A 12540-nucleotide genomic window follows, 5' to 3' on the forward strand; every position below is an offset into this window, starting at 1 on the left:
ATGAAAAAATCTATAATATTATTGATTTTTCTATTGATCTTTATGCAGGGTGATATCAGGCAGGCGGCTGCGCCGCGCCTGCCGGACGGGCCGATAGAAATTGTCGTCCCCGCCGAACCTTCTGGCGGCTGGGACGTCACAGCGCAGGCGATCCAATCAGTATTGAGGAAGAAGCAGATCGTGAAGGATGATGTTCATATCGTCTATAAATCCGGCGGAGGGGGAGAGAAAGGCTGGAAATATGTCAACAAAAGCAGCAAACAAACCATCAGCATGACGTCCAGCCTAATATTGAGCAATGATCTTCTCGGGCAAAGCAAATTAAAAATGTCCGATTTTACTCCGCTCGCCATTCTCTCCAAGGAATGGCAGACGGTTGCATTGCCAAAAGGATCAGCGTTAACAAATGGCAAGGATGTGCTGAATGAGATCAACATGCATCCCGGCAAGGTGAGAATCGGCTTTGCCCCGGGGTTTGGCAATGATGATCAGCTCTCGTTCGTCAGAGCGGCAGATATGTACGGCATTGACCCGTTTGACATTCAATTCTCACAGTATGACAGCAGCGAACAGCTCATTCAGGCGCTGATCAGACATGAGATAGAAGCGGCTTCCATGACACTTTCTGAAGCGAAACCATATGAACGAAACGGCGATATCACGTTAGCCGCTGTAACATCTGATAAAAGACTTCCCGGTTTTCCAAATGTACCGACGTGGAAGGAGCAGGGAATCCCGTTTGTTTTTTCTCATTGGAGAGGGATTTTGGGCCCGAAAAATATGTCTGAGGAAGAGATTTCTTACTGGGATCAAGCGCTAAAGAAGGTCACCTCTTCACCTGAATGGAAGCGGAAAATAAACGAACAGGACTGGGAAAGCTTTTATTTGAACAGCAGGGAAACGAAACGGTTTTTAGAAGAGCAATCCGCTTTTTATCAAAGCATCATGACAGGAAATTAAGATCCCGGCATCCCGGGATTTTTTTCATGCTGAAAATTGATCAAAAAGAACAAAACGGTTTTAAAAATTTAAAAATACAAAAAAACCAAATTATTTACTTGCGGTTGGTTTTCCCATACGATGGCAAAAAGGCAAGACAAAAAGGGGAGTAAGGGAGAAAAAAATGTAAGCGGATTCATTTAAGGGGGAATGGATGTGTTAGCAATCTTAGGCTTTCTCATGATGCTTGTGTTTATGGCATTGATCATGACAAAACGGCTTTCTGTTTTAACAGCATTAGTTTTGACGCCGATTGTGTTTGCGCTTATCGCCGGATTTGGATTTACTGAAGTTGGGGACATGATGATTTCGGGGATTCAGCAAGTCGCGCCGACTGCGGTCATGATTATGTTTGCGATCTTATATTTTGGAATTATGATTGATACAGGCCTGTTTGATCCAATGGTTGGCAAAATTTTAAGCATGGTCAAAGGAGACCCTTTAAAAATTGTTGTCGGGACAGCGGTCCTTACAATGCTCGTCGCCTTGGACGGAGATGGCTCGACAACGTACATGATTACGACAAGCGCCATGCTTCCGCTCTATTTGCTGCTAGGCATCCGGCCAATTATCTTGGCAGGAATCGCGGGAGTCGGCATGGGAATCATGAACACGATTCCATGGGGCGGTGCGACGCCGAGGGCCGCGAGTGCGCTGGGGGTTGATCCAGCTGAGCTTACAGGGCCGATGATTCCTGTCATTGCAAGCGGGATGCTTTGTATGGTGGCGGTTGCGTATGTGCTTGGAAAAGCGGAACGAAAGCGCCTTGGTGTGATTGAACTGAAACAGCCAGCCGATGCCAATGAACCGGCTGCTGCGGTTGAAGATGAGTGGAAGCGGCCGAAGCTTTGGTGGTTCAATTTATTGTTAACGCTTTCTTTAATAGGATGTTTAGTATCGGGTAAAGTCAGTTTAACCGTACTGTTTGTCATTGCGTTTTGTATTGCGCTGATTGTGAATTATCCCAATCTCGAGCATCAGAGACAGCGCATCGCGGCGCATTCCAGCAACGTGCTGGCTATCGGTTCAATGATTTTTGCCGCGGGGGTGTTCACGGGGATTTTGACAGGCACGAAAATGGTTGATGAAATGGCGATCTCGCTCGTGTCCATGATACCGGAACAAATGGGCGGATTGATCCCGGCGATTGTTGCCTTAACAAGCGGCATTTTCACATTCTTGATGCCGAATGACGCGTATTTCTACGGGGTGCTGCCGATTTTATCAGAAACAGCTGTCGCATACGGTGTGGATAAAGTGGAAATTGCCAGAGCCTCTATTATCGGCCAGCCGATTCATATGCTGAGTCCGCTTGTGCCATCCACTCATTTGCTTGTCGGACTCGTCGGAGTTTCTATTGACGACCATCAAAAATTCGCATTGAAATGGGCGGTTCTCGCAGTGATCGTCATGACGGCTATCGCTCTATTGATCGGTGCGATCTCTATTTCCGTATGATAATTCAGGCGTAATGACACACACTAACGGCATACAACATTCCGGAGGTGTCATTATGAGTGATCCTTATATGCCGCTGACTTCCGTCAGAAGCGGAACGGGGTTCGAAGCGGCAAAAGGGGTGCACGGCCTGACTGTGCAAATTGCGAATGTCTATTTTATTCAGCTGCCTTCTGAACCTCACTCATTTGTTTTAATTGATGCCGGCATGCCTCAATCAGCCGGCATGATTGTCAATGAAGCCAAACAAAGATTCGGTGAAGGGTTTCAGCTGAAGGCGATTATCCTCACACACGGGCACTTTGACCATATTGGGGCAATCGAAGAGATCCTTGAGCATTGGGATGTGCCTGTTTATATCCATTCTCGGGAAATGCCCTATGTAACAGGTAAAGAGGATTATCCTCCGGCTCGTCCTGACAGCAAGAGCGGGCTGGTCGCCAAGCTGTCGCCGCTGTTTCCGCGGCACTCCATCGATATTTCCTCACATGTCCAGGCACTGCCGGAAGACGGTTCAGTTCCTTTTCTTGACGAGTGGATATGGATCGCGACACCAGGACACACGCCGGGCCATATTTCGTTATTCCGCGATGACGGACGCGTGCTTGTGGCAGGTGATGCTGTTATTACAGTGGAACAAGAGAAAATGGCTGACGTCTTGATACAAAAACAGGAGCTTCACGGGCCGCCGGCTTATTTCACGCCTGACACAGAGACGGCCGCGGAGTCCATTCTAAAGCTGGCCGGTCTTGAACCGGAAGCGTTATTGACCGGGCACGGCATACCGATGACCGGCAAAAACTTTCGAAGTGACTTAACTGAATTGGCAAATCGGTTATCGTCTATTTGACACCCGCACCACGCGGGTGTTTTTTATTGTTTTCCAGGAAGTTGCAGAAAAATCATTTGTCTTGCCGCTTAAAAACGATACAATGAAAAGCATGAAGTGATGTGAAGGGGAGAGTTTGTTGGAAGAAAAAGAAATACTCTGGAACGAAGCGAAAGCGTTTATTGCCGCATGCTATCAGGAATTGGGAAAGGAGGAGGAAGTGAAAGACCGTCTCGAGGACATTAAAAGCGAAATTGACCTGACCGGAAGCTATGTACATACGAAGGAAGAGCTGGAGCACGGAGCGAAAATGGCTTGGAGAAACAGTAACCGCTGCATCGGCAGATTGTTCTGGAATTCGCTGAATGTTATTGACAGACGAGACGTCCGGACGAAGGAGGAAGTGCGTGACGCCCTCTTTCACCATATTGAAACCGCCACCAATAACGGGAAAATCAGACCGACCATTACGATTCTCCCTCCGGAAGAGAAGGGTGAAAAGCAAGTCGAGATCTGGAATCATCAGCTGATCCGGTACGCTGGATATGAGTCAGACGGAGAAAGAATCGGCGACCCGGCTTCCTGTTCACTGACAGCAGCCTGCGAAGAGCTCGGCTGGCGCGGAGAGCGAACGGATTTTGACCTGCTGCCGCTCATTTTTCGCATGAAAGGCGACAAACAGCCTGTCTGGTATGAGCTGCCGCGTTCACTTGTGATCGAGGTTCCAATCACACATCCGGACATCGAGGCGTTTTCTGATTTGGAGCTGAAGTGGTACGGCGTGCCTATCATCTCTGATATGAAGCTTGAAGTCGGGGGCATTCATTATAATGCCGCGCCATTTAACGGCTGGTATATGGGCACGGAGATCGGAGCGAGAAACCTCGCAGATGAAAAGCGGTACGACAAGCTGAAAAAAGTAGCGTCCGTGATCGGCATCGCCGCTGATTACAATACGGATTTATGGAAGGATCAAGCGCTAGTTGAATTGAATAAAGCTGTGCTGCACTCGTATAAAAAGCAGGGTGTCAGCATCGTTGACCATCATACAGCGGCAAGCCAGTTTAAACGGTTTGAAGAACAGGAGGAAGAAGCGGGCAGAAAGCTGACGGGAGACTGGACGTGGCTGATTCCGCCAATTTCACCCGCTGCCACTCATATCTTCCACCGATCCTATGATAACTCAATCGTTAAGCCGAATTACTTTTATCAAGATAAGCCTTATGAGTAAACAATAGAAAATCGATGATGGCCTTCAAGGCTGCGGGATTCAGTCACAGAGATGTCGGTAACCTTTGAGAAAGGGCTTCCGTTCTTTACAGCCTCAACAAACGATTGCAGGGCGTTTTCCGGACCCTCTGCCAAAATCTCGACACGCCCGTCATCACGGTTTTTGACCCAGCCGGCCAGTTTTCGCTTATCAGCTTCCATTTGAACAAAATAGCGAAAGCCCACACCTTGAACCCGGCCGTTTACAATGATTCGGTATTGAAGCATGTAAAAACCACCTTTTCTTTTTATGATAATCAATCATTTTACAACCTGTAAAGGGGATGTGTTTGTATGAAACCAGAGCGCTATTCAGTTCTTTCTCTTAATCTGGGAAAACCGCAGACGCTTGAATATGACGGAAAGAAAATCGAAACCGGCATCATGAAGCGGCCGGCTGAATCAGCCGTCATGCTGTATCGGGAGAATTTTGAAGGAGACTGACAGGCGGACCTCGTCAACCACGGCGGACCTGATAAGGCTGTCTGTGTCTACCCGGCGGAGCATTATGGGAAGAGTTCCTCTCAAGACCGCTGTCAAATGCCGCATTTGGAGAAAATCTGACGGTCGCGGGCCTGACTGAGGAGAATGTTTGCATCGGGGATGTGTTCAGGATTGATGAAGCTGTTGTTCAGGTCAGCCAGCCGCGCCAGCCGTGTGTAAAGCTGGCGAAAAAGTTTGGTGTAAAAGAAATGGTGCTGAAGGTCCAGCAAACCGGCTATACAGGGTTTTATTTTCGCGTGCTGGAGGAGGGCAGGGTGTCTCCCGGCGCGAACCTTGAATTGCTGTCCAGAGGAGAGAAGGGCATATCCGTCCAGTTCGCCAACCGCATCAACTACCATGATGCAAAAAATCTCACCGCCATAGAACTGATTTTAAGTGAGGCTGCACTATCGGAAAGCTGGAGAGCGTCCTTTATGAAAAAAAGGACAGGCTGCTGCCGGTTGAATAGAAAAAAGCCGCGCATATCAACGTGCGCGGCTTTGCCATATTTAAGATTGTTTTTTCTTTGTTTCAAGCAGGTTGGCAAGAAAATAGGTTTTATAGCTTTGAAGCTTTCTTCCCTCATGGTGCGTGATCCCCTGCTTTTTTAGTTCTGCCACATACCAGCCTTTACTGCCGTAATGCATGTCAGAAAACTCCTTTCCCTATCTGATTTCGAAACGATTGGCATTGTAACATCTATAAAAAGATGCTGAAAAGAGATGCGGGGAAAACTGAGCCTTTCGCACTAGATGTACGAATGTTCTTCTGTATGTATATGCGGAGCAAAAGCCGAATATGATTTAATGACCGGTTAGTTTGATCATGACAACGCCAAATGTCATAATGGCGAAAACAATGCCGATATATGTGAGCATCCCGTTTTTTTTCTTAACGCCGTAAACGGTCATAATGATGCCTTCAATGAAAAAAATGATGCCGAAAATAATAAACCACATGCAGATAAAGGCTCCTTTCACAGAGATAATAGTAGTGTAGCATATCTGAAAGAGCCGGGCTGTGACAATATCAAGAAAGCCGGGCGCATATCGCCCGGCTCATGTTTTATTGTTTATCAACCAATTTGACCAGAAGCTGTGCCAAATGTTCTTTCTCATCTTCGTCCGCAACGCTCCAAAGCTCTTGCAGCAGCATTTCTTCACCGTTTTGCGGCTCTTCATGCTTTGCGAGGTAGTCTCTCAGGATCGCAGCGCTTTTTACAAGCTTGCCGTCATCCAATCCCAGCTTTTTGCCTCGGTTGACTTGTTTTTTCAGGTAGCCTTTAAATTCATCAAAGTCTTTTAAAATGTCTTCTTTTATTGTGCCATGCATCGCGTTCATTTCGCAATTTGGATTTTTTCTTGATCTCTGTTCATTGCAAGACCTCCTCGTGCAGAATAATGATGTTTTACCTGCTATTGGAGGAGGTTAAACCTGCCGGAAGCCCGGAATGTGTTTTACAGTTTCGTCAGGATAATCGGTTCATCTTTTGTGATGACGATCGTGTGTTCAACTTGGGCAACCATGCTTTTATCCGGCGTCTTGAGCGTCCAGCCGTCTCCAGCTTCAAAAATCGTTTCTGCTTTCGTTGAAATAAACGGTTCAAGCGCGATGACTGTGCCATTTTTGAACAGCGCGTTATCAAACGGATCATAATAGTTCATGATGTGGTTCGGCGCTTCATGCAGGCTTCGGCCGATTCCGTGGCCGGTCAGGGTTTTGATGACGGTAAAGCCTTGAGAGCGTGCTTCATGATAAACGGCTCTTCCGATCTGGTTTTGGCGCTTGCCCGCTTTTGCCTGCTGAAGCCCCTTTTGAAATGCGTTTTCCGCGCATTGGCAAAGCTTATGAAGGCGTTCTTCTCCTTCACCGAGCACAAATGAGATGCCTGTGTCGGAATAGAAGCCGCCAAATTCAGCGGAGATGTCGATGTTGACAAGGTCCCCTGCTTTTAAAATTTTGGATGTGCTTGGTATGCCGTGAGCCACTTCATCATTTACGCTGATGCATGTCACGCCTGGAAAATCGTATTCCTTCTCAGGAGCTGAAACGGCGCCGTGCTCATCAAGCACAGCTTTTCCGATAAGGTCAAGGTCTTTTGTGCTCATGCCGGGCTCTGCCTTCCGCTTCATTTCTTCACGCGCAAGCGCGACGATTCTTCCGATTTTTTTCAGGCCTTCTAATTCTTGATCGTTTGTTACAATCATCTGTCATTCCCGCTTTCTTTTTAAATAATCTAGATTAAGCTTACCACAACTGTCTTAAAAATAGGAAACACACGGACCTGGGAAAAAAGAAATACCCCCGGGAAAATTGGTATAGATCACTAGATATCTTATATGGTATATTTGAAAAAAAAAGGGTATGAGGGGGATGGGTATGCTTTCATTTTTACAAAAACTCGGGAAGTCATTTATGCTCCCGATTGCGGTTCTGCCTGCGGTTGGAATTATCCTTGCGCTTGGCAGAGAGGATGTATTTAATATCCCGTTTGTCTATCAGGCGGGGACGGCGGTTTTTGATCATCTGCCGCTTATTTTTGCGATCGGTATTGCCATCGGCATTTCAAAAGACAGCAATGGGGCAGCGGGTTTATCAGGGGCGATATCGTATCTGATGCTTGACGCGGCAACAAAGACAATTGATAAAACAAATAACATGGCGGTGTTTGGGGGAATTATTGCCGGTTTAATTGCCGGTTACACCTATAACCGCTTCAAGGATACCAAGCTGCCTGAATATCTCGGGTTCTTCAGTGGCAGACGGCTTGTGCCGATTTTAACAGCCATTATTACGATCATTTTAGCGGGCATATTCGGAGTGGTCTGGCCGCCGATTCAATCGTGTATCAACTCGTTTGGAGAGTGGATGCTCGGGCTCGGCGGCATCGGGGCAGGCATATTCGGCCTATTCAACAGGCTGTTAATTCCGCTTGGCCTTCACCATGTGCTGAACAATATTTTCTGGTTCCAATTCGGAGAATATAACGGAGTGACAGGGGATTTGGCGCGCTTTTTCGCGAAAGATCCGACTGCGGGCACATATATGACCGGATTTTTCCCAATCATGATGTTCGGTCTTCCGGCGGCGTGTCTGGCTATGGTTGTGACTGCGAAGCCGTCTAAACGGAAAGCGACGGCTGGAATGATGATTGGATTTGCTTTAACGGCGTTTATCACAGGGATTACGGAGCCGATTGAGTTTGCATTTATGTTTTTATCTCCGCTTTTATACGCTGTTCACGCGGTCTTAACCGGGTTATCTTTATTTATCGTCAACTGGCTCGGCATCCGCTCAGGCTTCTCTTTTTCAGCCGGAGCTATCGATTATGTGCTCAGCTATGGAATCGCGGAAAAACCGCTGCTTCTGCTTTTGGTAGGTATATGCTATGCAGCGGTATACTTTATCGTGTTTTATGTACTGATTAAGGCTTTGAATTTAAAAACGCCTGGACGGGAAGACGATGATGTGGATGAAGTGCTGGATGAAAATACTGTCCAGGATGTAAATGAAAACATCATGCTGAAAGGGCTCGGCGGAAAAGAAAACCTTCAAACCATTGATCATTGCGCCACAAGGCTGCGACTGACTGTGAAGGATACCGCTTTGGTGGATGAAGCGCTGCTAAAAAAAGCAGGCGCAAAAGGGGTTGTCAAATCGGGCGGACAATCGGTTCAAGTCATTATTGGCCCGAATGTGGAATTTGCAGCTGAGGAATTAAGAGCTGCTGTCAAATAAAAAAGCGGAGAGGTTGCCCTCTCCGCTTTTTCTTATTTATCTTCGTTATCCTTTGACGTTTCGGAAGAATCTTCGTCATGTTTTGTGTAATCATAATCAGAAGGATTCACCTTCTTAAAACCTTTCGGCTCGTAGAACCGCAGCAGGTCTCCGTTTATGATTTTATCGGACATTTCAAGTTCCTTCTTGACGAGTGAGTCTTCTGACTTGTCTACTTCGGATTCATCGAGTTCTTTTCCGGTTTTCGTGTCGTAATACTTACCGGATATTTTCGTGTACTTCGGTGAAATAAAGTCTCCGTTTCGAAACGGAATCACTTCACGGTGTTCTTTCGATAAAATATCAGAACCGGACATCAGATAGTCCTTCGTATCCACTCCGAGCAGATGCAGAATGGTAGGAGCCACATCAACGTCTCCGGCATATTTATGAACTTTCTCGCCCTTCACGCCGGCAGCGTGGATAAAGAGCGGCACCCGTTGAAGCTGGGCGTTGTCGTAATCAGTGATTTCATCTTTGCCAAGCACTTTCGCCATCGCTTTATTGTGGTTTTCAGAGATGCCGTAGTGGTCTCCGTACATCACAATAATCGATTTATCATATAACCCGTCTTTTTTCAGATCATTGAAGAATTGTTCAATGGACTGATCAAGGTAATGGGCTGACTGGAAGTAGTTATCGACGACAGAGTCACCAAAGTCTCCAGCCGGGAAGTCTGTATCCCCCTCATCCATTCCGAATGGGAAGTGGTTGGACAGGGTAATGAACTTCGTATAGAACGGCTGCGGCAGGCTTTCCAGCAGCGGCATTGATTCTTTGAAGAACGGTTTGTCTTTCATGCCGTAGTTTTTCGTGTTTTCTTCGTTCATGTCATAGTAGGCAGAATCAAAGAATTTATCAATGCCTTCCGCTTTGTACATTTCGTTACGGTTCCAGAACGTCTGCGTGTTCCCGTGGAAAGCAGCAGATGTGTAATTCTTAGACTTCAGAATCGCCGGAACGGATTGCAGCGTGTTTTGCGCTTTGTTTACGAAAACTGAACCTTGAGCCAGCGGGTACAGAGAGTTTTCCATCATAAATTCAGCATCAGATGTTTTACCTTGTCCCGTTTGGTGGAAAAAGTTATCAAAGTAGAACGTTTCGTTATCATGTGCCAGTTTATTTAAGAACGGTGTCACTTCTTTGCCGTCAATTTTATAGTCGATGATAAATGACTGCAAAGATTCAAGTGAAACGTAAATGACGTTTTTGCCTTCCGCTTTGCCGAAATACACGTTATTCGGCACATCGTAATTGGCTTTCATGTAGTTTTCCACTTCCGTCACGTCGCTGGAATCGGCAAGCGCGCGCTGGCTGTTGGACTTGATATTCTGTACAGCGTCATAAATCGTGAAATTGTATGTTCCCAAGTATTTCACAAGATAGTTCCGGTCGAATGATCTTGTCAGCAATTCAGGACGGTCTGATTCCGCAACTGCCAGGTTGATCAAGAACACAAGAATTGAAGACGCAAAAATAATTCGGAACGATTTTTTGCTTGACGTTTCGGCAGGCTTGTTTACTTTGATCGCCAAGATGATCAGGATGATCGTATCGATAAAGTAAAAGGCGTCAGTCGGTCTCATCAGCGAAAATGCGCTGTCTCCGAGTTGGCCGCCGTTTGTTTTAGCCTGCATAATGACCGGAATTGTAATAAAATCATTGAAAAATCTGTAGTACACAATGTTGGCGTACAGTAAAAAAGACATTAAAAAATGAATCACTATAATGGCTGTCTGCTGTAATTTTTTCTTGAACAAGAGTCCAAAGCCAAGAAAGAACAAGCTTGAGCTAAGAGGATTCACAAAAAGCAATATTTTTTGTATCGTGTTGTCTATTCCTAAGTTGAAATTCAGGACATAACCGACATACGTTTTGATCCATAACAGGACGACCGCAATTAAGAAGAAGGCCAGTCCTCTTTCTTTTATAAATGTTTTCATTGTTACACTCCTTTTTTCCGATCCAGTTCGAGCGAAACGATAGAAAAAACGAACGTATCCAATATAACACGAATCAGCAGATTAGAAAAGTGAAAATCGTATGATGGAGAAAGTGGCGAAAAACGCCGTCGAATCAACGTTTCGCTTTGATATTACCAAATGTAAAACAAGGTATCTTTCTAGAAATAAAGGAATAAAATGGCACATTGAGAATTGTATGATAAAATATAAGGTATAGATAAAAAGAGGTGAAATGATGGATTTTTCCCATATTGTGTCTGAAGATAAAATTAAGCGCGCCATCAAAGACGGGGACTTTCAAAACCTCCCGGGAATGGGGAAGCCGCTGCCGAAGGATGACGCGGCACACTTGCCGGAATCGCTGCGCATGGGCTATCGTATTTTGAAAAACGCGGGAATGGCAGAGGACGAGGGCGCGCTCAAAAAAGAGCTTATGACCATCGACCATTTAATCGAAAAGTGCTATGACGAAAAAGAACGCGAGCAATTAATCAGAAAAAAATCTGAAAAGCAATTGCTGCTTGATAAGCTTGTCGACAAAAAAGGCATGTTTTCAAAGCCAGCATCCGCTTTTTATAAGAATAAAGTATATGACCGGCTTGGACGAAACAGACCTTCTTCCAGCTGATTGGTCTGATCTGCAGGATGGCGATTGATAAAAGCCATCCTTTTTATGTTCCAAGTTCTATGTCAAAAGGTTTATGTTTTTCCATCTATGGGAAATGACCCATAAACGAAATAAGGGTGATGGGATGGAACGACTATTAGTATGGATAGAGCATATATCTGATTGGCTGTGGGGCCCGCCGCTAATCATCCTGCTGACGGGGACGGGGTTGTATTTCACTATTTTGCTGAAAGGTTTTCAATTTCGCTATCCTTTATACATTTTCAAACAGGGAAAAAAGCCGAAGGGAGAAGGCACAGTCACACCGCTTTGCAGCTGGGGGAATGGCGAGTACGTGTCGTCTTCGATAAACTCTTCAATATATCCGCTTTCTAAAACAGCATCAATCTTTATCTTTTTGATTCTTTTTTTTGCTTTGTCAATGACCTTTGGATCGGCAAGCCCGTCAATATAGGCCAAGACAACATCGGTTTTGGTTTTCGTGCCGATTTTAAACGAAATCATTTTAAGCTGAAACGTTTTGACGCGAAAGCGCACAAGAGCGGTATTGACCCTGAGGCTTTCAGTGAAGCCCTCTCTTGACCCTCTGATGGTCGATTCTGTTATCGGCTCTTCAATGCTTCTTCTTTGTCCGCCTTTTATATTTAAGATCAGGCCTTTTGAGTGCCCGTCGGCAAATAAAACCGCGTTCCCCTCAATGATGGATGCAGCCACTTTGCTCATACTCGTTTCTGTTGCAACACTTGAAATGGATAGAGTATTTTGCAGCGCCTCTTCATGTTCATTTATTTGTTCCGTCAAATGCATTAAGAAAGGGCGGAGGGCGTGATCCTGAATATGTTCAGATTTTACAATTCCTTCGATATAAACAATAAATCCGCACAGCCCGTTTCCAAAGTCAAATTGTCTAAATACGATGTTTGAGCAACCTTCTGTAAGCTGGGTCAGATTATCGAGGTTTTCCTTCAAATTGGGAGAGATCGGTCTGTCCTGATTGTCTTCTAGCTCTTTGATGCGCTGAAGCGCTTTGTCGCATTTATTGATAGAGGCTCACCCTGCTTTTTAATGTCATATTCAATAAGTGCTTGTGACTTTTAGGGTAACCTTGTCTGTTTCATATATTCCAGACTAGG

At 45.6% G+C, this 12540-nt stretch carries 13 protein-coding genes and 4 pseudogenes; 10 read left to right on the plus strand and 7 right to left on the minus strand.

Going from position 1 to position 12540, the window contains the following annotated elements; genetic code table 11:
• From NSQ09_RS09970 to nosA, 5 genes are all read left to right on the plus strand, one after another.
• A complete protein-coding gene (locus NSQ09_RS09970; protein WP_041332877.1) occupies positions 1 to 960 on the plus strand; it encodes a tripartite tricarboxylate transporter substrate binding protein in 960 nt (319 codons plus the stop codon).
• 26 nt (positions 961 to 986) lie between these two features.
• A complete protein-coding gene (locus NSQ09_RS09975) occupies positions 987 to 1112 on the plus strand; it encodes a hypothetical protein (protein ID WP_041057042.1) in 126 nt (41 codons plus the stop codon).
• Positions 1113 to 1155: 43 nt separating this feature from the next.
• Positions 1156 to 2457: a citrate transporter CitM gene (gene citM / locus NSQ09_RS09980; protein ID WP_041057044.1), complete on the plus strand. Its 1302-nt coding sequence runs from the start codon at positions 1156 to 1158 to the stop codon at positions 2455 to 2457.
• Between the two features lie 55 nt (positions 2458 to 2512).
• Positions 2513 to 3307 (plus strand): MBL fold metallo-hydrolase, encoded by a 795-nt coding sequence (locus NSQ09_RS09985; protein WP_129137515.1) that lies wholly within the window; start codon positions 2513 to 2515, stop codon positions 3305 to 3307.
• A gap of 118 nt (positions 3308 to 3425) precedes the next feature.
• On the plus strand, positions 3426 to 4517 hold the full coding sequence (gene nosA / locus NSQ09_RS09990; RefSeq protein ID WP_041338238.1) for a nitric oxide synthase: 1092 nt from the start codon (positions 3426 to 3428) through the stop codon (positions 4515 to 4517).
• Here nosA and NSQ09_RS09995 read toward each other — a convergent pair.
• Complete coding sequence (locus NSQ09_RS09995; RefSeq protein ID WP_003233709.1) at positions 4508 to 4783, minus strand: acylphosphatase; 276 nt, start codon at positions 4781 to 4783, stop codon at positions 4508 to 4510. The two genes, nosA and NSQ09_RS09995, sit on opposite strands and share 10 nt — an antisense overlap.
• 66 nt (positions 4784 to 4849) lie before the next feature.
• On the opposite strand from NSQ09_RS09995, the pseudogene NSQ09_RS10000 reads away from it, so the two are divergent.
• A pseudogene (locus NSQ09_RS10000) lies at positions 4850 to 5507 on the plus strand (MOSC domain-containing protein).
• 40 nt (positions 5508 to 5547) lie between these two features.
• On the opposite strand, the gene NSQ09_RS10005 reads toward NSQ09_RS10000, so the two are convergent.
• The 4 genes and pseudogenes from NSQ09_RS10005 to map form a co-directional block, all read right to left on the minus strand.
• Complete coding sequence (locus NSQ09_RS10005; RefSeq protein ID WP_003239885.1) at positions 5548 to 5685, minus strand: YflJ family protein; 138 nt, start codon at positions 5683 to 5685, stop codon at positions 5548 to 5550.
• A gap of 156 nt (positions 5686 to 5841) precedes the next feature.
• Positions 5842 to 5997: a hypothetical protein gene (locus NSQ09_RS10010; RefSeq protein ID WP_003244572.1), complete on the minus strand. Its 156-nt coding sequence runs from the start codon at positions 5995 to 5997 to the stop codon at positions 5842 to 5844.
• Positions 5998 to 6103: 106 nt separating this feature from the next.
• Positions 6104 to 6414 (minus strand): annotated as a pseudogene (locus NSQ09_RS10015) (DUF3243 family protein).
• 81 nt (positions 6415 to 6495) lie between these two features.
• Complete coding sequence (gene map / locus NSQ09_RS10020; protein WP_017697493.1) at positions 6496 to 7245, minus strand: type I methionyl aminopeptidase; 750 nt, start codon at positions 7243 to 7245, stop codon at positions 6496 to 6498.
• A 172-nt stretch (positions 7246 to 7417) separates the two neighbouring features.
• Between map and nagE the strand changes: the two genes are divergently transcribed.
• Complete coding sequence (gene nagE / locus NSQ09_RS10025; protein WP_003243372.1) at positions 7418 to 8776, plus strand: N-acetylglucosamine-specific PTS transporter subunit IIBC; 1359 nt, start codon at positions 7418 to 7420, stop codon at positions 8774 to 8776.
• Positions 8777 to 8808: 32 nt separating this feature from the next.
• On the opposite strand, the gene ltaS is transcribed toward nagE, so the two are convergent.
• Positions 8809 to 10758, minus strand: a complete 1950-nt coding sequence (gene ltaS, locus NSQ09_RS10030; protein ID WP_041338240.1) for a lipoteichoic acid synthase — start codon at positions 10756 to 10758, stop codon at positions 8809 to 8811.
• 100 nt (positions 10759 to 10858) lie between these two features.
• Between ltaS and NSQ09_RS10035 the strand changes: the two genes are divergently transcribed.
• The 3 genes and pseudogenes from NSQ09_RS10035 to NSQ09_RS10045 all read left to right on the plus strand — a co-directional run.
• Positions 10859 to 10996 (plus strand): hypothetical protein, encoded by a 138-nt coding sequence (locus NSQ09_RS10035; protein WP_144453932.1) that lies wholly within the window; start codon positions 10859 to 10861, stop codon positions 10994 to 10996.
• A gap of 18 nt (positions 10997 to 11014) precedes the next feature.
• Positions 11015 to 11407 (plus strand): DnaJ family domain-containing protein, encoded by a 393-nt coding sequence (locus NSQ09_RS10040; RefSeq protein WP_003233692.1) that lies wholly within the window; start codon positions 11015 to 11017, stop codon positions 11405 to 11407.
• Between the two features lie 124 nt (positions 11408 to 11531).
• Positions 11532 to 11717 (plus strand): annotated as a pseudogene (locus NSQ09_RS10045) (sodium:alanine symporter family protein); the annotation flags it as partial.
• Here NSQ09_RS10045 and NSQ09_RS10050 read toward each other — a convergent pair.
• Positions 11717 to 12451: pseudogene (locus NSQ09_RS10050) on the minus strand (spore germination protein); the annotation flags it as partial. The pseudogenes NSQ09_RS10045 and NSQ09_RS10050 overlap by 1 nt on opposite strands.
• Positions 12452 to 12540 lie beyond the last annotated feature (89 nt).

Origin of the sequence: Bacillus sp. FSL W8-1202, assembly GCF_038006165.1 — a bacterium.
Taxonomy (GTDB): domain Bacteria; phylum Bacillota; class Bacilli; order Bacillales; family Bacillaceae; genus Bacillus; species Bacillus subtilis.

Excerpts from the sequence above, each read along its gene's own strand:
- NSQ09_RS10005 (WP_003239885.1), bottom strand. The coding sequence starts at position 5,685 with ATGCATTACGGCAGTAAAGGCTGGTATGTGGCAGAACTAAAAAAGCAG.
- NSQ09_RS09995 (WP_003233709.1), bottom strand. The coding sequence starts at position 4,783 with ATGCTTCAATACCGAATCATTGTAAACGGCCGGGTTCAAGGTGTGGGC.
- nagE (WP_003243372.1), top strand. The coding sequence starts at position 7,418 with ATGCTTTCATTTTTACAAAAACTCGGGAAGTCATTTATGCTCCCGATT.
- ltaS (WP_041338240.1), bottom strand. The coding sequence starts at position 10,758 with ATGAAAACATTTATAAAAGAAAGAGGACTGGCCTTCTTCTTAATTGCG.
- NSQ09_RS09975 (WP_041057042.1), top strand. The coding sequence starts at position 987 with ATGCTGAAAATTGATCAAAAAGAACAAAACGGTTTTAAAAATTTAAAA.
- NSQ09_RS10010 (WP_003244572.1), bottom strand. The coding sequence starts at position 5,997 with ATGTGGTTTATTATTTTCGGCATCATTTTTTTCATTGAAGGCATCATT.
- NSQ09_RS09970 (WP_041332877.1), top strand. The coding sequence starts at position 1 with ATGAAAAAATCTATAATATTATTGATTTTTCTATTGATCTTTATGCAG.
- NSQ09_RS10040 (WP_003233692.1), top strand. The coding sequence starts at position 11,015 with ATGGATTTTTCCCATATTGTGTCTGAAGATAAAATTAAGCGCGCCATC.
- map (WP_017697493.1), bottom strand. The coding sequence starts at position 7,245 with ATGATTGTAACAAACGATCAAGAATTAGAAGGCCTGAAAAAAATCGGA.
- NSQ09_RS09985 (WP_129137515.1), top strand. The coding sequence starts at position 2,513 with ATGAGTGATCCTTATATGCCGCTGACTTCCGTCAGAAGCGGAACGGGG.
- NSQ09_RS10035 (WP_144453932.1), top strand. The coding sequence starts at position 10,859 with ATGATGGAGAAAGTGGCGAAAAACGCCGTCGAATCAACGTTTCGCTTT.